This window comes from Catenulispora pinistramenti, assembly GCF_018274385.1.
GTDB classification, from domain to species: domain Bacteria; phylum Actinomycetota; class Actinomycetes; order Streptomycetales; family Catenulisporaceae; genus Catenulispora; species Catenulispora pinistramenti.
The window spans coordinates 1-19561 of the sequence record NZ_JAAFYZ010000212.1 but is presented as its reverse complement, the minus strand read 5'-3'; the positions used below and the strand labels follow the sequence as shown (position 1 = coordinate 19561).

The following is a 19561-nucleotide window of genomic DNA, read 5'->3' as shown; positions in this document are numbered from 1 at the left end:
GCGTGGGAGGTTGTGGCGGGGGCGGTGGACTGGCTTGCGCCGCCATCGTCTGCGCCTGCTCCTGCGCCTGCTCTCCGCGCAACACGCCGAGGCGGGCCCGGTACTCGTTCTCGTCGATCTGCCCGTGGGCGAAGCGTTCGGCCAGGATCTGCTCGGCCGGGACCGTCCCCGCCCCGCCCGAGCGCCACGGCGGTGGGCCGCCGTGCACCTGCGTCGCGCGCTGTGCCGTCACCGGAGCGCGGTGCGTGAAGCTGCGCACCAACCACACGACCGCGGTGATGACCAACGCCCAGAGCGCGACCATGAACAACACCCAGAGCAGCCAACCGCCCCAGCCGAGGCCCTCGTGAACATGGCGTCCGGGACCGTACCAAGGTCCGGGATACATGGGCCTCCACCTCCTTCGGATTTCCGTTTGCGCACTGTGTCCCGTTACTTAATGTGCGCCCGGATCCTAAGACGGTGCTTAAAGGGGCTTAGGAATAGCGACCCCTGTTTCCGCAGCCCAGCGGCGCGCGTGGGCGATGCGTTCGGGGATCGGGGGGTGGGTGTAGCGGGTCAGGACTTCCCAGCGGCTGGGGTTCAGGTCGGCGATGTTCTGCACTGCCAGGGCACGTTCCATGCGCACGATGGTGTCCGGCTCGCGGTACAGATCGAGGGCGTAGCCGTCCGCGCGGCCTTCGATGTAGCGGCTGTACGCCAGTCCCCACGGCTCCCCGGCCAGGCCGATCACCACCAGCACGGCCCGCAGCAGGACTTGCGAGCGCGGGTCGGCGGCGTGATGGACGCCGGCCGCGTCGAGCAGGGGCGACCAGTGCAGCGCCGCCGCGAGGACCAGGACGCCGAGGGCCGCGCCGACCGCCCCGAGGACGGTGCCGACCAGAACGTCGCGCCGTGCCGCGTGGCCGAGTTCGTGGGCGGCGATCGCGGCGACCTCGTCGGTGTCCAGGCTGTCGGTGGTGGTGTCCCACACGACCAGCCGGCGGGTCTTGCCGAAGCCGGAGACGTAGGCGTTGGCGGCGGTGGTGCGCCGGGAACTGTCGCTGACCAGGATGTCCTTGACCGGCACCCCCGACTGCTCGACCAGCGCCATCAACCGCTGCCGCAACGGGCCCTCGGGCAGCGGCTTGAACTTGTTGAACAGCGGCTCGATCAGGACCGGCATCACGAACGACCCCAGGACCGCCAGCGCCGCGGCTGCCAGCGCCGCCCAGACCCACCAGGCCCCGCCGCCGTTGCGCAGCAAGGCGTAGAACCCGCCGACCGCCGCCGCGGTGAGCACCGTGCCGATGCCGAACCCCTTCGCGGTGTCGGCGGCGAACAGGCCCCAGCCGCGTTTGGACAGCCCCCAGCGGCGGCTGATGGTCTCGCCCCACATGCTCAGCGGCATCCGGAGCACCAGCCCGAGCACCGACAGCGCGAGGCTGCCCAGCAGCGCGGTGGCGACCCACCCGCCGCCACCGACGTCGCCGGCCGCCTCGACCAGCCCGGCACCGGCCGGGGTCAGGCCGAGGACCAGCGGCACCGCGAGGCTGAGGAGGGTCGAGGCGAGGCGGAGCGGACGCGTGTCGCGCTTGTAGGCGCGGGCGCGCTCGATCTGCTCGGGGGTGAAGTCCTGGGCTGCCGCGTAATCCACGGGTCCAGTCTGCCCCGCACCAGTGCCTTGAGCGCGTGTCCGACGCGAGGAGCGGCCCATCTCATCCTTCGCGCGGATGACCCTCGTCAACCTGCCGGATGACAGGGCTCGAAGATCCCGTTCCGTGGAGTGATTCGGTCGCCCCCGCCCCCGCCATAGCGTCGTGGCCATGGCAATTCATCGTCGTATCAGCATCGCCGCAGTCATCGCGCTCGCCGCGTCGGTCGCCACGACCGGCGCCGCGTTCGCCACCGCCACCACGCCGCTGCCCGACGGCTCGGGCTCGGCTGTCGTCGCGCCGGCCACCGCCCTGCAGCCGGCCTCCGCCGTCAAGCCTGCCGCCGCGTTCCAAGGCGCACTGCCCGCGCCGACCGGGCGCTATGCCGCCGGTGAGGACGTCATCCACCTCACCGACTCGGATCGGCCCGATCCGTGGGTGCCGTCGGCGGGTCCTCGGCAGCTCACGGTGTCCATGTTCTATCCGGCGGTCGCCGGGACCGGGACCCCGGCGCCCTACATGACGCTCGCCGAGGCGGCCGGCTTCATCCAGTACCGGGTGCCGGCGGGCTCCGGCATCACCGCTCAGGAGCTTTCCACCGTCACGACCCACGCCTACGACAACGCGCGGCCGGTGCACGGCAAGTACCCGCTCGTCGTGCTCTCCCCCGGCTTCGAGAACCCGCGCACCACGCTCACCTCGCTGGCGACCGAGCTGGCCAGCCACGGCTACGTCGTGGCGCTCGTCGGCCACACCTACGAGGACAGCGGCGAGACGCTGGCGAACGGCCAGACCCCGCCGTGCGCGATCTGCCAGGGCGGCCCGACCGCGCCCGACCCGGACACCATCACCGCCAGCCGCGCGCTGGACGTGTCCTTCGTCCTGGACCAGCTGACCCACGGCGACCGCGCGTGGCACCTGTCCGGGCTGATCGACAAGCACAGCATCGGCATGGCCGGGCACTCGATCGGCGGGGCGGCCACGGTGGACACGATGATCGGCGACCAGCGGGTGCGCTCGGCCGTGAACCTGGACGGCACCTTCTTCCCGGTTCCGGCGCCCGGCCAGATCACCCGGCCCTACCTGATGATGAGCCACCAGCTCGGCGACCCCACCTGGACCCAGGCCTACGCGAACCTCGGCGGCTACAAGCGCTACCTGGACGTCAGCGGCGCCAACCACGCCACGTTCACCGACATCCCGATCCTCGCCCAGGAAGCCGGCATCCCCGAGCCGGCCGGCATCGACCCGGTACGCGGCGCGGTGATCACCCGGGAGTACGTGACGGCCTTCTTCGACCAGACTCTGAAGGGAATCCACCAGCCCCTGCTCGACGGCCCCACAGCGAACAACCCCGAGGTGCTCTTCCAGGACTAGGCTCTCCCGCAAGACGGGATACGGGGCCCGCGCCTGGGCCGGACCGGTTGGGGAGTTTGGATGAGTGACAACCGCGAAAGCCGCGCGGACGGTGACAAACGACAGCGCATGCGGGTGTCGGACTCGGAGCGGCAGGCCGTCGTCGAGATCCTGAAGACGGCGATGGACGACGGCCGGCTGAAGATGGACGAGTACGTCGAGCGCATGGAGAAGGCGTACGAGGCCGTCACCATCGGAGATCTGGAGCTGCTGCACGACGACCTGCCGACGGGCGCCCCGGCGCCCGCGCGGGTCGCTCCGGTCCCCGGGATCCCGGGTCCGGTTCCGGGGGCGGCCCCGGTACCGCCTCCGCCGCCGGTCGCGCCGCAGGCGCCGCAGCCGGTGTACGTCGTGCCCACGCCGCCTCCGGTCCCGCCGACCCCGCACCCCGGTGTCCGCGGCGCGTTCGTCGACCTCCCCGGTGGGCTGAAGGTGCTGTGGACCATCCTGTTCGCCGCGGTGTCCATCAACATCGTGATCTGGGTGCTGGTCGGCGTCACCACGGTGTCGTTCCCGTACCCGTGGCCGCTGTGGGTGGCCGGTCCGGCCGGGGCTGCGCTGTTCGGCATCTCGGCGCCGGTGTTGCAGTCGCGGCGGGCGAAGTGGGAGAGGCAGCGGCGGCAGCTGCCGCCGATCTGAGGCGTTCGCGGCACCGGAGATCACCAGGCGAACCGAGGCAAGCCGAGGCAAGCCAGGGCGGACCGCGGGATGACGGATCAGTGATGAATCCGGCCCACGGTCCGCCGCAACGGTTCCCCGCTCCCCCGGCGTCGCGCCGATACCAGCTCTGCCGCGATCGACACGGCGGTCTCCGCGGACGTCGAAGCGCCGAGGTCCAGGCCGATCGGCGCCGACAGCCGCGCGAGTTCGTGTTCTGTGATCCCGGCCTCGCGCAGGCGCTGCTCGCGGTCCTCGCACGTCCGCCGCGAGCCCATCGCACCGACGTAGACCGCCGCCGACCGCAGCGCGATCTGGAGCGCGGGCACGTCGAACTTCGGGTCGTGGGTCAGCACACAGATCGCCGTGCGCTCGTCGATCGACGTCGCTTCCAGGTACCGGTGCGGCCAGGCGACCACCACGTCGTGGGCGTCGGGGAACCGCGCGGCCGTGGCGAACACCGGCCGGGCGTCGCAGACCGTCACCCGGTAGCCGAGGAAGCGTCCGATGCCCGCCAATGACGCCGCGTAGTCCAGGGCGCCGAGGATGATCAGGCGGGGCGGAGCGGCCATCACATGGAAGAACACTGTCACGACGTCGGGCACGTTCCAGTCGCCGGCCGACGGCGCGGGGCAGCCGTCCAATCGATAGCGACGCAGCGCCGACTCCCCCACGTCGACCAACGCATCGGCGTCCCGGGCGACGGCATCGGCGAGCGCCGCGTATCCGTTGGCCCGCAACACATCGCCGCGGTGCAGCCCCACCAACTCCGGCGGTCCGGCGATCACCGTCACCACCGCCGCACCGCCGCCGGTTTCCACTGCTTCGTGGACGCGGTCCAGGTTCGCGGTTCCGGGCATGCCCGGCTCGATGAAGACCGACAGCGTGCCGCCGCAGGTCAGGCCGACCGCTTCGGCGTCCGTCAAGCCATAGGTGTGCAGCCGGGGCCGGCCCTCGGCCAGCACCCGGGCCGCCTCCTCGATCACGGCCGCCTCGACACAGCCTCCTGACACACTGCCGATCACCTCGCCGGGCACGCCGTCGGCCATCCGTACCGCCATCGCCGCGCCGAGTTCGCGCGGCCCGCCGCCGGCGGTGGCGACGACCGTGGCCAGGACGAACGGCTCGCCGGCGGCGCGCCAGGCGAGGAGGGTGGGCAGCAGTTCACGCACCCGGGCCCACGTCCACGATCGCGGCGACCGGACCGCCCCCGTCAGGGCCCTGATGCGCGGCCGAGACCGAGACGAAGACGGCCGGGTCGCCGGTCACCGAGGCCGCGACGCCGCCGACGCAGGCCTTGATCTGGCGGTGCCAGTGCACGTCGGAGTCGTCGAGCATGGCGTTGCGGCGGCCGCGGACCATGCCGTCAGTGCCGGCCTCGCACTTGAGGAAGACGTTGACCAGCTTGCCGCCCAGGTCCTCGGAGTGCGGCCGATCGGGCAGGTCCAGGCCGGCGGCGCGGATCGCGTCCCAGATGCCGTCGGCGTCCAGCGCGTCCTTCATCACCGCGTGGCCGATGCGGTAGCGGCCGCCGACGCCGGTGGCGTTGCCGACCACGACGACCTGCGCCCGGTCCAGCTCCACGCCCGAGGAGCAGGAGGCCACCGACGAATACAGGTCCCTGTCATGCAGCACCGCCTCGTCGGCCGGCATCCCGATCTCGCCGAGCGCCACCGCGATGCCCAGGGCGGTGCAGCCGTTGGACAGGTCCATCGACTCGTGGGTCTGCTCGGTCCACACCGACTCGCCGCGTTCCTTGGCCTCGCGGATGGTCTGGATGGTCAGCAGCGGGGTCTTGGTCTGGACGTAGTGCACGTCCGCCGGGTCGTCGATGCCGGCCCGCTTCATCGCCTCGTGCACGGCGTCGGCCACCTTGGTGATCATCGCCGTCCGGCCGATCTCCTCGGGCAGCAGCGGCTCGCTCATCGCGAAGCCGACGGTCAGGCGCGGCTCGTCGCAGGGTTCGGCGTCGACCGTCGCGAAGACGGTCGCGTGCGGCGACAACACGCCGTCGGTCCCGCCGGACCACACGATCGGCACCTGCGCGACCTCCTCGGCGCTGCGCGTCCCGAGCCGCACCAACGTCTCGCGGAACGCGCGGTCGGCGATGATGCGCGTGTAGTCGTTAACGCCGCCGTTCCCCTCGGTCTTGCCGACGACCGCCACCACCCGGTCGGCCGCCACCGCTCCGGCGGTGATCAGCTCGGCCAGCCCCGACGCGTCACTGACGTGCCGCAACGGCACCTTGCGGACTTCGATCGCCTCAGGCACTAGTCACTCCTTTTCGACTACGGTTCCGGCATTCCCAAGAACGGCCTCGCGAATACTTCCCAGCGCGGTGACGACGGCCCGCTGCCCGCCGCCCGCCACGAACCGGCACGCGGCCTCGGCTTTCGGCGCCATGCTGCCGCCGCCGAACTCGCCGGCGGCAAGATACGCGCGCAAGTTCGCGACAGTGACGCGACCCAGGGCCCTGGCATCGGCGGTGCCGAAGCGGAGGTACATGTGGTCCACGTCGGTGGCGATGACGAGCTGGTCGGCGGCGACGGCGCGGGCCAGCAGGACGGCGGAGAGGTCTTTGTCGATGACGGCTTCGACGCCTTGAAGCAGGTTGGTGGGCAGGTCGCGGCTCACCGGGATGCCGCCGCCCCCGCAGGCGACGACGACGTAGCCGGCGTCCAGGAGCGCTGTCGCCGCCGGGGCGTCGAGGACGTCGAGCGGTTCTGGCGAGGCGACCACTCGGCGCCAGCCGCGCTCGCCGCGGTCCTCCCAGGTCTGGCCGTGGGCGATCATCGCGGCGGCCTGCTCCTTCGGGAGGTAGCGGCCGATCGGCTTGGTGGGGCGGATGAAGCCGGGGTCGTCCGCGTCGACGAGGGTGCGGGTGACGATGGCCGCGACGGGCTTGGCGATGGCGCGGGCGGCCAGCGCCCGCTCCAGTGCGCTGACGATGACGAAGCCGAGGGTGCCCTGCGTCTGGGCGCCGCACCAGTCCAGTCCCACCGGCGGCACCACATGAGCGGCGAGCTCGTTCTTCACCAGGAGGTTGCCGACCTGCGGACCGTTGCCGTGGGTCAGCACCACCTCGACGCCTGCCTCGACCAAGTCGGCGACGGCTTCCATGGCGACGGCGACCGCGGCGATCTGGTCTTCGGGGCGGGCCCGGCCGTCGGGGGCGGTCATGGCGTTGCCGCCGAGCGCGATCAGGGCTCGCATGTCAGCGCCAATCGCAGTCGGCCGAAGTCGCACCGCCGGACAGGCGTGCGTAGCCGGGGCCGCGGTCGAAGAACGGTTCCGGGCCACGTGCCGCACGCATCTGGGCACGCAAGGACTCGGTGGCTGTGGGATCCACCACGCGATCGCCGGTGAAGACGACCCCGTAATCGCCTCGGGCGCCGCCCACCGAAATCTTGCCCCATCGCAGATCCCTGCTGACCTCATCCACCGGCCGCTCCAGCGGATCGCCCCACCCGCCGCCGCCGGTCGTCCGGATCCGGATGACCTCCCCGGCGCGTACCGGTTCGGCGTCGGCCAGTGCGTCGACCACCCGCTCCGCGGGTCCGCCCGGGTCGATCACCACCTCGAACGGCCGGCCGGCCCGGCCGCCCTTGACGCCCCAGCAGGCCAGGATCGAGCGGTCGGCGATGCTCATGAACTCCGCGTCCCGCAGCATCCTGATCTGCTTCTCGTAGCCGAGTCCGCCGCGGAAGCGGCCCGGGCCGCCGGAGTCCACCGCCAGGCCCAGCTTCTCCACCCGGAACGGCCAGCGTGCCTCGGCGAACTCCACCGGGATGTTGCGCGAGTCCGGCACCACGTGGATCGTGTCCTCGCCGTCGGCGTAGTACCGGCCGCCGGAGCCGCCGCCGAGGACTTCGCGCATCAGATACGGCAGCCCGTCGGCGTCGGTGCCGTAGACGCCGGTGTAGCGGATGGTCTCCTGGTCGGCGGGCATGCGGCCGTCCACGGCCTTGGCCAGTGCGCCGGACAGGACGCCGAGCAGACGCAGGATGACGAAGGTGCGCGCGTTGGTCGGCGCCGGGAAGACCGGGGTCAGCAGGGTGCCCGGCGGCGGGAAGCGCATCTCGATCAACGGCACGACGCCCTCGTTGACGTCGAGTTCGGCCATGCGCTCGGGGCTGTCGGCGAGGTTGCGCAACACCGGGGCCAGCCACTTCTTCAGGAAGTTGCCGTCCGCGTAGTCGCCGCAGTGGTTGATCGGGCCCTTCGCCTGCGGCCCGGTGCCGGTGAAGTCGATGACCAGCCGGCCGCCGTCCTCGGGCAGCTTCGTCACGGTGATCCGCTGCCGGTGCAGCATCGGCGGGTCGACGCCGTCGTGCTCGGCGTAGTCCTCCCAGGTGTAGGAGCCGTCGGGGATCTTCGCCAGCACCTCGCGCCGGAAGGTCTGCGTGGTCAGGTCGATGATGGCGTCGAAGCACTCTTCGACGGCGCCGCGTCCGTAGCGGGCGAACACCTCGCCGAGCCGCCGCGCGCCCATCAGGCAGGCCGAGCACTCCGCGTCCAGGTCGGCGGCCAGCGAGTCCGGCATCCGGGAGTTGCGGGTCATGATCTTCAGCGCGGCCTCGTTCGGCACCCCGGCGTCCCACAACCGGATCGGCGGCACCATCAGGCCCTCTTCGAAGACGCTGCGCGCCCCGGAGGGCATCGAGCCCGGGCACGCGCCGCCGATGTCGTCGTGGTGTCCGAAGGCCTGGACGAACGCGGCGACGGCGCCGTCGTGGAAGACCGGCACGGTGACGCACAGGTCCGGCAGGTGCCCGATGCCGCCTTCGGACAGGTAGACGTCGTTGTGGAAGTAGACGTCGCCGGGCCGCATCTCAGCCATCGGATAGTCCCGCACCACCGGATGCACCAGCGCCGAGTACGACCGGCCGGTGAGCTTGCGCAGCCGGGCGTCGTGGATGCCCGCGCGGAAGTCGTGGGCGTCTCGGATCATCGGGGATCGCGACGTTCGGGCGATCGCGGTCTCGACTTCGCGCTCGACGGAGGCCAGGGTGCCCTCGACGATCTCCAGCAACACCGGATTCAGCACGGCTGCTCCCTCTGGGTCAGCAGGAGGTTGCCCCATTGGTCCACGGCGCACAGGAAGCCGGGGTGCACCGGCACGGTCGAGCCGTACTCCTGGACGATCGCCGGGCCGGTGATCACATCGTCGCGTCTGAGCATGCGGCGGTCATAGATGGCGGCGTCGACCGGCTCGTCTCCGAACCACACCTTGCGTGTCTCCACCGGGATCGGTGATCCGCCGTCGGGGCGCGCCGGGACCTCGGCGATCCGCGGCCGCTGGATCGGGCCGATGCCGGTGACCCGCAGGTTCACCCACTCCACGGCCTGCCGGTCGTCGCCGCGGAATGAGTACCCGTACACGGCCTGGTGTGCGTCGTGGAAGGCTTCGACGACCTTCTCCGCGGCGTCGGCTGCGAAATCGCCGTCGGGCACCGGGACCCGCACCTCATACGCCTGCCCGAAGTACCGCAGGTCGGCGCTGCGCTTGAACACCTGTTGCGCGGCGTCGAACCCCTCGGCCCGCAGGGCTTCGGCGGCGGATGCGCGCAGCGCGTCGAGCAGGGTTCTTACTCGCGCGACGTCGATGCGGTCGTGGCGCCGGACGTAGGTCTGGACGTAGTCGTTGCGCACATCGACCGTGAGCAGCCCGAACGCGGACACGTTCCCCGGATCCGGCGGCACCAGCACGCCGCGGACGCCGAGAATATCGACAAGCCGACAAGCCAGCAGAGCGCCGGAGCCGCCGAACGCGGTCAGCTGGAAGTCCCGCACGTCCAGCCCGCGCTTCACCGTGACCTGTCGCAGGGCATTGGCTTGGTTCCACGCCGAGATCTCCAGGATCCCGGCGGCGACGGCCTGCTCGCTCATGCCGAGCTTGCCGCCGAGACCGGCCAGCCCGGCGCGGGCCGCGTCCCGGTCCAGCGGCACCTCACCGCCGAGCAGGCCGTCCGGGATGCGGCCCAGGACCAGGTGGGCGTCGGTGACGGTGACCTCGGTACCGCCGCGGCCGTAGCAGACGGGGCCGGGGTCGGCGCCGGCCGAGCGCGGGCCGACCTTGAGCGTGCCCTCGGGGCTCAGCCAGGCCACCGAACCGCCGCCGGCGCCGACCGTCACGACGTCGATCATCGGGATCTTCGACGGGTAGCCGCCGACGCCGCCCTCGGTGGTGACGGCCGGCTCGCCGTGCAGGACCACGGCCACGTCGGTCGAGGTGCCGCCGCCGTCGAGGGTGAGGATGCGGTCGAAGCCGGCGTGCGCGGAGATGAGGGCCGCGCCGAGGGCTCCGGCGGCCGGACCGGAGAGCACGGTGGTGACCGGTTGGCGAACCACTTCCTGCGCCGACAGGACGCCGCCGTTCGACTTCATGACGTAGAAGGGGACGCTACGGCCGTTGTCCTGCAGGGCATCCAGGCGTTCGCGGATGCGGCCGACATAGCCGGCGACGGTCGGTTTCACGGCGGCGTCTACGAGCGTGGTCATGGAGCGCTCGTACTCGCGGTACTCGGGCAGGACATCAGAGGAAATCGACACGGCGGCCTCGGGGAACTCCGCTTCGAGGACTTCGCGCATCGCTTGTTCGTGTTCTGCGTTGGCGTAGGAGTGCAGGAAGGAGACGCCTATGGAGCGGACGCCAGCCGCCTTCAGATGGCGCGCGGCTTCTTTGGCGTCGGCGGTACTGAACGGCCGGACTTCCCGGCCGTCGGCGTCGAACCGGCCGCCGACGCCGCATACCAGGTCGGCCGGGACGATGCGCGGGGGCTTGACCCAGAAGTAGCTGTTGCCGTAGCCGTCCGGGACGGATTGGCGGGCGATCTCCAGGAGGTGTTCGAACCCCGCGGTGGTGACGAAGCCCAGCCGATCGACCTTGCCTTGCAGGAGCTGGTTGGTGGCGACGGTGGTGCCGTGGCTGACGACGGCGATGTCGTCGGGGGTCGCTTCGAGCAGGGCAAGGGCTTTGCGAACCGCCGCGATGAATCCCCGCGACGGATCGGCGGGCGTCGAGGGCACCTTGCCGGCCGCCAGCCGGCCGGTCGTCTCCTCGATCGCCACGACGTCGGTGAACGTCCCGCCGGTGTCGATGCCGATCCGGATCATGCACCGCCCCCGAGCCCGCCGCCGAGCTTGAACGGGGTCCGCGCCTGTCCGATCAGGTCCTTCTGGTGCTTCTCCAGCAGGGTGAGGTTGCGCTCGGCGAGGTGGTCGAAGCCCTGCGCGCGGTCCGAGCCGGGCGTCAGGGTCCGCATGGCGTCGGCGGGATCCAGCTGCGCGGCGACCCAGCCCTCGTGCGACGCGGCGCGCGCCACCACCTCGGCGATCGGCGTGACGATCAGCGAGTTGCCGAAGTAGTGCACGCCGGCCGGATCGGTGCCGGTGGCGTTGGCGCCGATGACGTAGACGTGGTTGTCGTAGGCGCGGGCACGGGTTGTCAGCTCCCAGATATCGGCGGAGCGCAGCAGCGCGGAGGGCCGGCAGATGATCTCGGCGCCCTGCACCGCCTGGATGCGGAACAGCTCGGGGAAGTCGCCGTCGAAGCAGATGGCCATGCCGATGCGGCCGAGGTCGGTGTCCACGACCGTGACGGAATCGCCGGGCGTGACCCACTGTGTCTCGCCGGGGAACAGGTGCGTCTTGCGATAGACGCCTCGGATCTCGCCGGCCGGATCGATGAGCAGCGCGGAGTTGTAGACGACGCCGCGCTCCTCGCCGCGCTCGTAAGTGCAGTGCACGACGTGGACGCCGAGCCGGCGCGCGGCCTGCTGCGCCGGCTCGGTGGTGGGGCCGGGGACGGGGCTCATCAGGTCCCAGAGTTCGGCGGCGGTGATGCCCGGGGTGAAGCCGGTGGTGACGGCCTCGGGCAGGACGAGCAGTTCGGCGCCGGTGGCGCTGACGCAGCGCTCGATGAGCTCCACGGCACGGTTGAGGTTTTCGGCGACGCTGTTGGCGGTGAGCGGGCCGGGGTGCGGCGCGAGTTGGAGGGCGGCTGCGGTCAGACGGCGCACAGGACACCTGCCAACCGGCAAACCCCAGTTACGTGAAACGCTCCAGTCTTGCGGCGGCATGCGTCCGACATCGCGCCGCGGGCCCTCATCGGGGCCCCCGTCGACCGCTCAAGCGGCCCAGCACATAGCCCAGCACCACGCCGCTCAGCGCTGCCGCCGCTCCGGCAAGCCCGGCCGAGAGCGCCACTGCCGAGTTGGATGATCCGAGTTGGCCGGGCGGGGTGAGGATCGGGTAGGCCGTGACCGGTCCGTTGGTGGGGTGTACCTCGGCGGCCGGGACCAGCTCGGCCTGTTGCTCGCCGGCTGGCGCGGCCTCGCGTACCAGCGCTCCGTCCATCCCGGCGAAGAACTGACCCGCCAGCTTGCGGGCCACGCCGCCGAGCATGCGCTGCCCGACGCCGCCGACCACCCCGCCGACCACCGCGTCCGCGTCGTACTCCACGCGGGTGCGGGCGGCGGCCTCGTCGACCAGGAGCATGCGGCATTCGGCGGAGACCGTGCCGGGGGCGCCGGCGCCGGAGGCGCGCAGGGTGAAGGAGCGGGGCGCCGCTTGTTCGGCGAGTTCCACGCGCCCCTTGTACGTGCCCTTGATCGAGCCGACACCGACCGTGACCACCATGTCGTAGACGTCGGGTGCCACCAGTTCGAGGCGTTCGCAGCCGGGGATCGCGGCCGCGAGCATCCGTGGATCCGTCAGCGCTTCGTAGACCCGTCCCACGTCGGCCTTGAGAATCGCGTTACCGGAGACCTTCACGCGCTCACCTGTTCCTTCCGTGCCTGCTGTGCCTTCCGCAGTTCGTACAGCTCGCTCGGCGAGATCGGCATGCGCCGCACGGCCAGCCCCTCGGCGTCCTCGATCGCCGAGGCGACCGCCGCCGACGTGGGGATGACCCCGGCCTCGCCCGCGCCCTTCAGACCCAGGGGATTCAGCCCCGACGCCGTGACCATGTGCGCCGTCTGGATGTGCGGCACCTCGGTGGCGAACGGGATCAGGAAGTCCATGTAGGAGGCGTTCACCAGCTGCCCGGCGTCGTCGTAGACGATCCGCTCGTACAGCGCTCCGCCGATACCCTGCGCGACGCCGCCGTGCACCTGGCCCTCCACGATGCGCGGGTTCACGACCACACCGCAGTCGTGCACCACGCAGTACCGCAGGATCCTGATGTCGGCGGTCTCCGGATCGGTCTCGACCACGACCCCGTGCGCGCCGGCCGCGAACGTCGAGCGCTCCGGCATGTAGTAGCCGGTCGCCTCCAGCCCGGGCTCGTCGCCGGTGCCGGTGGCCGCCGCGAACTGGGTGGCCGCCTTGGTCTCCTCGTCGAAGGCGTACCGCAGCGGGTTGGACAGCACCGCGACGGTGCGCAGGTCGATCGCCGTCGCCGGATCGGCACGCCGGCGGACGCGACCGTCCACGAGTTCCAGATCCTCCGGACTGATCCCGTCACCCAAGGCCGCCGCCGCGATCCGCTTCGCCTTCTGCGCGACCTTCCCGGCGGCGATCGCGACCGCGTTCCCGCTGGTCACGATCGCCCGCGAGGCGAACGTCCCGACCGCGTACTTGAACCGCCGCGTGTCGCCGGTGATGACCGTGACGTCGCCGACCCCGACGCCCAGCACGTCGGCGGCGATCTGCGCGAGCGAGGTGTAGTGCCCCTGCCCCTGGGTGGTGAGCCCGGTGGAGACGACGACTTCGCCGGTCGTCTCCACCTTCACGTGGGCGCCCTCATACGGCCCCATGCCCGTGCCCTCGACGTAGGCCCCGATCCCGATGCCGATCCGGCGGCCCTCGGCGGCGGCCGCGGCCCGCTCGGCCTCGAAGCCGTCCCAGCCGACCAGGTCCCGGATCATCCGCAGCATCGTCGGGTAGTCGCCGGAGTCGTAAATCAGGGGACGACCGTCCTGGAACACCAGGCCCTGGTCGTAGGGCATCTCCTCGGGCTGGATCAGGTTGGCTTCGCGCACCGCGAGCCGGTCCGTCCCCAGGTATTCGGCGATCGCGTCCATCGTCCGCTCCATCGCGAACACGCCTTGCGGCCGTCCCGCTCCCCGGTACGGGGTGACAATGACAGTGTTCGTATACAGCGACGTGAACTCGACCCGGTACGCGCCGACCTTGTACGGCCCCAGCAGCTGTGTGGACGTCACGATCGGCACGATGATCCCGTACGGCACGTACGCGCCGTTGTCGTGCCAGATCTCGACGCTCAGCCCGAGCAGCCGGCCGGCCGCGTCGAACCCGACCTCGACGTGTTGCCGCTGCGCGCGTTCGTGCGCGCTGGACGTGAAGTGCTCGCGCCGGTCCTCGACCCACTTCACATCCTGGCCGAGCGTCATCGCCGCCCACGGCACCAGGATCTCCTCGGGCCAGGGATGCACGATCTTCACGCCGAACCCGCCGCCGACGTCGGGCGTGATCACCTCGACCCGGTCCGGCGGCAGTTCGAGCTTCGCCGCCACGGCCAGGCGCACGCTCGTGGAGGTCTGCGTCGAGGAGTGCACCCGCAGGGTTCTGTCATCGGGATCCCAGTGCGCCAGAACGCCTTTGCCCTCCATCGGCATCGAGGCGCTGCGCTCGATATGGAGGTCGAGGGCGAGGCGGTGCGGGGCGGAGGCGATGGCGTCGTGCGCGTCGCCCTTGCCGTTGGTCTGCACGCTGTGTGCGGCGACGTTCCCCGGCGCGTCCTGGTGCACCAGCCGCTCCCCGGCCCGCGCCTGGTCGATGCCCACCACCGGCGGCAGGTCCTCGTACGTCACCCGGATCCGCTCGGCCACGTCCTCGGCGACGTAGCGATCGGTCGCGACGACCATCACCACGGCCTCGCCGACGTGGTTCACCTCGCCGTTGGCCAGGCAGTAGGGCGTGCGCGGGTGGGTGAGGGCGGGATGCGGGATCAACAGCGGCAGCGGTTCGGCGATCCGGCCCGGCAGATCCTCGTGGGTGTAGATGGCGACCAGGCCTTCGACGTCCAGCGCTTCGTCCACGTCGATGCCGGCGATGCGGGCGTGCGCGACCGGGCTGCGGACGAAGGCCGCCGCGAGCGCGCCGCGGCCGAGGTCGTCGAGATAGCGGCCGTCGCCTCTCAGGAGCCTGGGATCCTCCTTGCGGACCAGCGGCTGGCCGACGAGCTTGTCATTCATCGGCGCTCTCCCGCTCGCGTTTGAGGTCCGCGGCCCGCAACACCGCTTTGACGATGTTCTGATAGCCGGTACAGCGGCACAGGTTCCCCCCGATCGCCTCCCGCGCCTCTTCCTCGGTGGGTTTGGGGTTCTCTTCGAGGTAGGCGGTGATGGTCGTGATGAATCCGGGGGTGCAGAAACCGCACTGCAGGCCGTGGCAGTCCTGGAAGGCCTGCTGGACCGGGCCGAGTTCGCCACCGGCTTCGCAGCATCCTTCGACGGTCGTCACGGCGTGGCCGTCGGCCGAGACCGCGAAGATGAGGCAGGAGCGGACCGGGACGCCGTCCAGGAGCAGCGTGCAGGCGCCGCAGACGCCGTGCTCGCAACCGAGGTGCGTGCCGGTCAGGCCGAGGTCCATGCGCAGGAAGTCGGCCAGCAGCCGGCGGGCCGGGACCTCGCCGCGCCGGGCGACGCCGTTGACCGTGACAGTGATCTGATGCAGCTGCTCGGTCACGGTGCCACCGCCTCGTACGCCGCCTTCAGGGAGCGCGCGGTCAGGACGCGTGCCAGATGCCTGCGATACTCGGCGCTCGCGTGGATGTCGTCCTCGGGGTCGAGCTGGTCGGCCGCGTGTTCGGCGGCGGCGCAGAAGTCGGCGCCGGAGAAGTCGGCACCGGTGACATCCACGACCGAGGGCACCGGCCCCATCCCGATGTACGCCGCCTTCGCGCAGGTCACGGCGCCGGTGTCGTCGACGCGAACCGAGGTTCCGACTCCGCACATCGCGTAGTCGCCGTTGCGTCGTGACAGTTCGCGCCAGTCGGTTCCCGTGCGGCCCCTGGGTTTCGGGAAGTAGGCCTCGATGGCCAGCTCGTCTTCTTCGCAGGCTGATTCCATCGGTCCGACGAAGAAGTCGGCCGCCTTGACGACTCGTTCCCCGGCGCGGTCCGAGCGCAGAAGCACCTCGCCGTCCAGGAGCAGCAGTACGGCGGGCATCTCAGCACACGGATCGGCGTGCACGAGGCTGCCGACCGTCGTCCCGCGGTTGCGGATCGTCGGATGCGCGACGGTCTGGACCGCCTGGCGTAAGAGCGGGACGGCTTCGAAGGCGTGGGTGGCGCGCTCGACGTCCGCGTGCCGGGCCAGCGCGCCGACCCGCACGCCTTCCAGATCCGTGCGGACGTAGGCGAGCTCGTCCAGCCGGTTCACGTCGATCAGCCGCGCGGGCGCCGTCAGCCGCATGTTCAGCATCGGCACCAGGCTCTGGCCACCGGCCAGCACCTTCGCGTGGCCGCCGTGTTCGGCCAGCAACCGCACGGCCTCGTCTACCGTGTCCGGGCCGTGATACACCACCGGCGGGGGCTTCATGACGGCATCCTCTTCTCGCCGAAAGGGTCGCGGCGACGTCGACTTGTGCCGAACGCCGCCGCGATCGCTGGCTGAACTTGCCCAAGGATCGGCAGCCCTTCATTCCTGGACTGGTACCCCGCCAGCGCTCCCCGACTCTTCAGCCGCGCCGTCGGCACCCGCCTTCAGGTGCGCGGGGGCGATGATCCGGGCGGCGTGGTAGCAGACGATGGTCACGATCGTGCCGAGCGCGATCCCGGACAGCGAGAAGGTGTCGGTGAACTTCAAGCTGGTGTTGCCGATGCCGATGATGACCCCGGCGGCGATCGGGACCAGGTTCAGCGGGTTGCCGAAGTCGACCCGGTTCTCGGTCCAGATCTTCACGCCGAGCAGGCCGATCATGCCGTAGAGGACCACGGTGATGCCGCCGAGGACGCCGCCGGGGGTGGCCGCGACCAGCGCGCCGAACTTGGGCGAGAGGCCGAACAGGATCGCCACGAGCGCCGCGACGTAGTAGGCGGCCGTGGAGTAGACGCGGGTGGCGGCCATGACGCCGATGTTCTCGGCGTAAGTGGTGGTCGGCGAGCCGCCGAAGGTGCTGGCCACGACGGTGCCGAAGCCGTCGGCGGCGATCGCGCGGCCCATGTAGGGGTCCAGGTCGTCGCCGGTCATCTCGGCCACCGCCTTGACGTGCCCGGTGTTCTCGGCGACCAGCGCGATCACCGCCGGGAGGACCAGCAGGATGAAGGCCCACTTGAACTCCGGGAAGTGCCACCCGGCGATCTGGTGCGCGCCGGTGCCGCTGGTCTTGCCCGGGAAGCCGATCCACTTGGCGGACTTCACGGCGTCGAAGTTCACGCGCCAGTGCGTGGTGTCGTGCCCGGCGCCGGCGTCGTAGGACGTGATCTTGCCGAAGACCCGGTCCACGAGCCAGGACAGGACGTAGCCGAACACCAGGGCCACGAAGATCGCTATCCGGCCGAGGAAGCCCCGGACCCCGACCATGATGCCGATCGCGACCAGCATGGTGATCAAGGCGACCCACTGGTCCTGCGGCCAGTAGGTATCCGCCACGACCGGTGCCAGGTTGAAGCCGATCAGCAGCACCACCGCGCCGGTGACGACCGGGGGCAGGACGGCGTGGATGATCTGCGCGCCGAGGAAGTGGATCAGCAGCCCGACCACCAGCAGGACGCCGCCGGCGATCAGGATGGCGCCGGTGACGTGCTGGTCGTCGCCGCCCTGCGCGCGGATCGCGGCCACGCCGCCGACGAAGCTGGCCGAGGTGCCCAGGTAGGACGGGACCTTGTTCTTGACGATCAGCAGGAAGCAGATGGTGGCGATCCCGCTCATCATGATGGCCAGCTGTGGATCCAGGCCCATGACCAGGGGGAACACGAACGTGGCGCCGAACATCGCGACGACGTGCTGCGCGCCCAGGCCCACGGTGCGGGGCCAGGACAGGCGCTCGTCGGGGCGGACGACCGAGCCCGGTGGTGGAGTCCTGCCTTGGTATGCGACCCGCCAACCGAATGTCATGGGGCGGACTGTAGTAACGCTGTGACGGGCGTCACAAGTACCGCCGGGTTACTGATTTCGCAGGTCGCGCCGATGTCGCCGGGCTCGTCACAGCCCTCACATAGTCACAGCTCTCACATAGTCACAGCCCTCGCATGTGCAGGATGCGGAGCGCGACCGACAGATCCAGCCGGAGATCGGGGCGCTCCATGAACGGGCCGACCAGGCGTTCGATCTTGCCGATGCGGTAGCGCAGGGTGTTGTAGTGGAAGTGCAGGCGGCGGGCGGCCTCGGCGACGTTCAGGTTGGTGTCGAGCAGGACTTCCAGGGTGGTGCGGAGGTCCTCGGCGTCGGGATCGCCGTCGGCGGCCAGGCCTTTGAGCGTCTGGCGGGCGAAGTCGCGCAGTTCGTCCGGGTCCGGGACCAGGGAGAGCAGGCGGTAGACGCCGAGCGCGTCGAAGTGGGCCACGGATCCGGGGCCGTTGAGGCGGCGGCCCATGCGGACCGCGCGGCGCGCTTCCTCGTAGGCGGCGGGGAGGTCGGCCACGGTCGCGACGCGGCGGGAGACGCCGGTGGAGAAGGTGCGGCGACCGCCGCCCCCGGTGCCGGAGACCTCGGCGATCAGGCTTTTGACCAGTGGGTCGGGGTCTTCGCCGGTTTTCAGGACGACGACGACTTCTTGGTTGAAGCCGGCCACCGGGTTGGTGCGGTCGCGGCCGGAGACGACGGTCTGCCAGGCGGCGGCGAAGCGTTCTCGCGCCGGGCGCAGGGCGTGTTGGGAGGCGGGGAGGACGGATTGGCCCGGGTCCAGTTCGGCGACGAGGACCACAAGGCTGCGGGGAGTGGGGGCGGCCGCGGTCTGGTCGCCGTTCAAGGCACGGTGCTGTCTGCCGTTTCCGGTCCCCGGTCGCGGGCTGATGTCCCAGCCCAGGGTCGCGGCGTGGGCGGCGGCCGACTGCAGGTCCTCCAGGCGGCCGGTCAGCAGGTCCCTGAGGAAGTCGGCGCGGTACTTGTCCTCGACCGCGGCCACCGCGAGCTGCTTGACCACGGCCAGCGCGGCGACCGTGGCGGCGCGTTCGAGGGCTGCGACGTCGGCGGCGTCGAAGGCGCGGCGGTCGGCGAAGGCGACCAGGCGGCCGTGGTCGACCCGGCCGGCGAGGATCGGGACCAGCGCGTGCTGGGTGCCGTGGTGCGCGGTCAGGCCGGGGTGTTCGGCCTCGGTGCGCAGGCGGTGGTCGGCGGGGCCGATCTGGCCGTCGGGTGCGGCGTCGAAACAGGGCAGGTGGCACACGGTGTCGGCGCCGTGCTCGGCCAGGATCCGGCCGTCGGGCGTGGTGACCAGGACCGGGCCGCCGAGGATGCGGGCCAGCTCGGCGGTGAGCTCGGCCAGGCCGCCGCCCTCCAACGCGATCTGGGACAGGGCGCGGTGGACGTGGTCGGCGCGGGCCAGGACCGCGGACTGGCGGTCCAGGACGTCGGACAGGACGTCGGTGAGGATGTCGTCGAAGGCCACGCCCTCGGGCAGCTCGATGACCGGGAAGCCGAGGCGGTCGGCGGCGGCGAGGAGTTCGGGCGGGAGGTCGCCGAGGTAGCGGTGGGGCTTGATGGCGATGGCCGCCAGCCCGGCGCGGTCGAGGTCGGCGATCAGGTCGGTGAGCGGGGAGGGCGAGTGGCGCAACGGGTAGCCGGTGGTGAGGAGGAGCTCCTTGGGCTTGACCCAGGGGAGGATGTCCGGGACCTCCATCACGTTGACGCGTTCGACGACGCGGTCGTGGCCGGCGTGGCCGGCGACGATGCGGGCGCCGGCCAGGGCGGGGAGGGCCAGGGCTTGGGTGACGGTGAGGCCTATGG

The 19561-nt window shown here is 71.2% G+C and carries 16 protein-coding genes; 2 read left to right on the top strand and 14 right to left on the bottom strand.

Going from position 1 to position 19561, the window contains the following annotated elements; translation table 11 throughout:
• Both KGQ19_RS38775 and KGQ19_RS38770 read right to left on the bottom strand, forming a co-directional pair.
• Nucleotides 1-388 (bottom strand): SHOCT domain-containing protein (locus KGQ19_RS38775; RefSeq protein ID WP_212018767.1); only part of this gene is annotated, 388 nt, incomplete at its 3' end.
• A gap of 78 nt (nt 389-466) precedes the next feature.
• Nucleotides 467-1636: a M48 family metallopeptidase gene (locus tag KGQ19_RS38770; RefSeq protein ID WP_212018766.1), complete on the bottom strand. Its 1170-nt coding sequence runs from the start codon at nt 1634-1636 to the stop codon at nt 467-469.
• A 169-nt stretch (nt 1637-1805) separates the two neighbouring features.
• Here KGQ19_RS38770 and KGQ19_RS38765 point away from each other — a divergent pair, with 169 nt between their 5' ends.
• Both KGQ19_RS38765 and KGQ19_RS38760 read left to right on the top strand, forming a co-directional pair.
• Complete coding sequence (locus KGQ19_RS38765) at nt 1806-3011, top strand: alpha/beta hydrolase family protein (protein ID WP_212018764.1); 1206 nt, start codon at nt 1806-1808, stop codon at nt 3009-3011.
• 60 nt (nt 3012-3071) lie between these two features.
• Nucleotides 3072-3689, top strand: a complete 618-nt coding sequence (locus KGQ19_RS38760; protein ID WP_212018762.1) for a DUF1707 SHOCT-like domain-containing protein — start codon at nt 3072-3074, stop codon at nt 3687-3689.
• Nucleotides 3690-3766: 77 nt separating this feature from the next.
• On the opposite strand, the gene KGQ19_RS38755 is transcribed toward KGQ19_RS38760, so the two are convergent.
• The 12 genes from KGQ19_RS38755 to KGQ19_RS38700 form a co-directional block, all read right to left on the bottom strand.
• On the bottom strand, nt 3767-4879 hold the full coding sequence (locus tag KGQ19_RS38755; protein WP_212018760.1) for an XdhC family protein: 1113 nt from the start codon (nt 4877-4879) through the stop codon (nt 3767-3769).
• Entirely contained in the window at nt 4872-5978 is a 1107-nt protein-coding gene (bar, locus tag KGQ19_RS38750) for a barbiturase (RefSeq protein ID WP_212018758.1), read from the bottom strand. The genes KGQ19_RS38755 and bar overlap by 8 nt, the downstream gene beginning before the upstream one ends.
• A gap of 3 nt (nt 5979-5981) precedes the next feature.
• Nucleotides 5982-6920, bottom strand: a complete 939-nt coding sequence (locus KGQ19_RS38745) for a carbamate kinase (protein WP_212018756.1) — start codon at nt 6918-6920, stop codon at nt 5982-5984.
• Between the two features lies 1 nt (nt 6921).
• A complete protein-coding gene (locus tag KGQ19_RS38740) occupies nt 6922-8790 on the bottom strand; it encodes a hydantoinase B/oxoprolinase family protein (protein ID WP_230420105.1) in 1869 nt (622 codons plus the stop codon).
• On the bottom strand, nt 8748-10823 hold the full coding sequence (locus tag KGQ19_RS38735) for a hydantoinase/oxoprolinase family protein (protein ID WP_212018753.1): 2076 nt from the start codon (nt 10821-10823) through the stop codon (nt 8748-8750). Before KGQ19_RS38735 ends, KGQ19_RS38740 begins: the two co-directional genes overlap by 43 nt.
• Nucleotides 10820-11728, bottom strand: a complete 909-nt coding sequence (locus KGQ19_RS38730; protein WP_212018752.1) for a carbon-nitrogen hydrolase family protein — start codon at nt 11726-11728, stop codon at nt 10820-10822. Before KGQ19_RS38730 ends, KGQ19_RS38735 begins: the two co-directional genes overlap by 4 nt.
• An 85-nt stretch (nt 11729-11813) precedes the next feature.
• Nucleotides 11814-12482 (bottom strand): SRPBCC family protein, encoded by a 669-nt coding sequence (locus KGQ19_RS38725; protein ID WP_212018751.1) that lies wholly within the window; start codon nt 12480-12482, stop codon nt 11814-11816.
• On the bottom strand, nt 12479-14866 hold the full coding sequence (cutA, locus tag KGQ19_RS38720; RefSeq protein WP_212018750.1) for an aerobic carbon-monoxide dehydrogenase large subunit: 2388 nt from the start codon (nt 14864-14866) through the stop codon (nt 12479-12481). The genes KGQ19_RS38725 and cutA overlap by 4 nt, the downstream gene beginning before the upstream one ends.
• Nucleotides 14859-15359 (bottom strand): (2Fe-2S)-binding protein, encoded by a 501-nt coding sequence (locus tag KGQ19_RS38715; protein ID WP_212018749.1) that lies wholly within the window; start codon nt 15357-15359, stop codon nt 14859-14861. Before KGQ19_RS38715 ends, cutA begins: the two co-directional genes overlap by 8 nt.
• The gene (locus tag KGQ19_RS38710; RefSeq protein WP_212018748.1) at nt 15356-16213 is read right to left on the bottom strand and encodes an FAD binding domain-containing protein; all 858 of its coding nucleotides are present in this window, start codon (nt 16211-16213) and stop codon (nt 15356-15358) included. Before KGQ19_RS38710 ends, KGQ19_RS38715 begins: the two co-directional genes overlap by 4 nt.
• Nucleotides 16214-16312: 99 nt before the next feature.
• A complete protein-coding gene (locus KGQ19_RS38705) occupies nt 16313-17731 on the bottom strand; it encodes a uracil-xanthine permease family protein (protein WP_212018747.1) in 1419 nt (472 codons plus the stop codon).
• Nucleotides 17732-17852: 121 nt separating this feature from the next.
• Nucleotides 17853-19561: PucR family transcriptional regulator (locus KGQ19_RS38700; RefSeq protein ID WP_212018746.1), on the bottom strand; the 1709-nt coding region annotated here is incomplete at its 5' end.

Excerpts from the sequence above, each read along its gene's own strand:
- KGQ19_RS38765 (WP_212018764.1), top strand. The coding sequence starts at position 1,806 with ATGGCAATTCATCGTCGTATCAGCATCGCCGCAGTCATCGCGCTCGCC.
- KGQ19_RS38760 (WP_212018762.1), top strand. The coding sequence starts at position 3,072 with ATGAGTGACAACCGCGAAAGCCGCGCGGACGGTGACAAACGACAGCGC.
- KGQ19_RS38745 (WP_212018756.1), bottom strand. The coding sequence starts at position 6,920 with ATGCGAGCCCTGATCGCGCTCGGCGGCAACGCCATGACCGCCCCCGAC.
- KGQ19_RS38740 (WP_230420105.1), bottom strand. The coding sequence starts at position 8,790 with ATGGGGCAACCTCCTGCTGACCCAGAGGGAGCAGCCGTGCTGAATCCG.
- KGQ19_RS38735 (WP_212018753.1), bottom strand. The coding sequence starts at position 10,823 with ATGATCCGGATCGGCATCGACACCGGCGGGACGTTCACCGACGTCGTG.
- cutA (WP_212018750.1), bottom strand. The coding sequence starts at position 14,866 with ATGAATGACAAGCTCGTCGGCCAGCCGCTGGTCCGCAAGGAGGATCCC.
- KGQ19_RS38710 (WP_212018748.1), bottom strand. The coding sequence starts at position 16,213 with ATGAAGCCCCCGCCGGTGGTGTATCACGGCCCGGACACGGTAGACGAG.
- KGQ19_RS38705 (WP_212018747.1), bottom strand. The coding sequence starts at position 17,731 with ATGACATTCGGTTGGCGGGTCGCATACCAAGGCAGGACTCCACCACCG.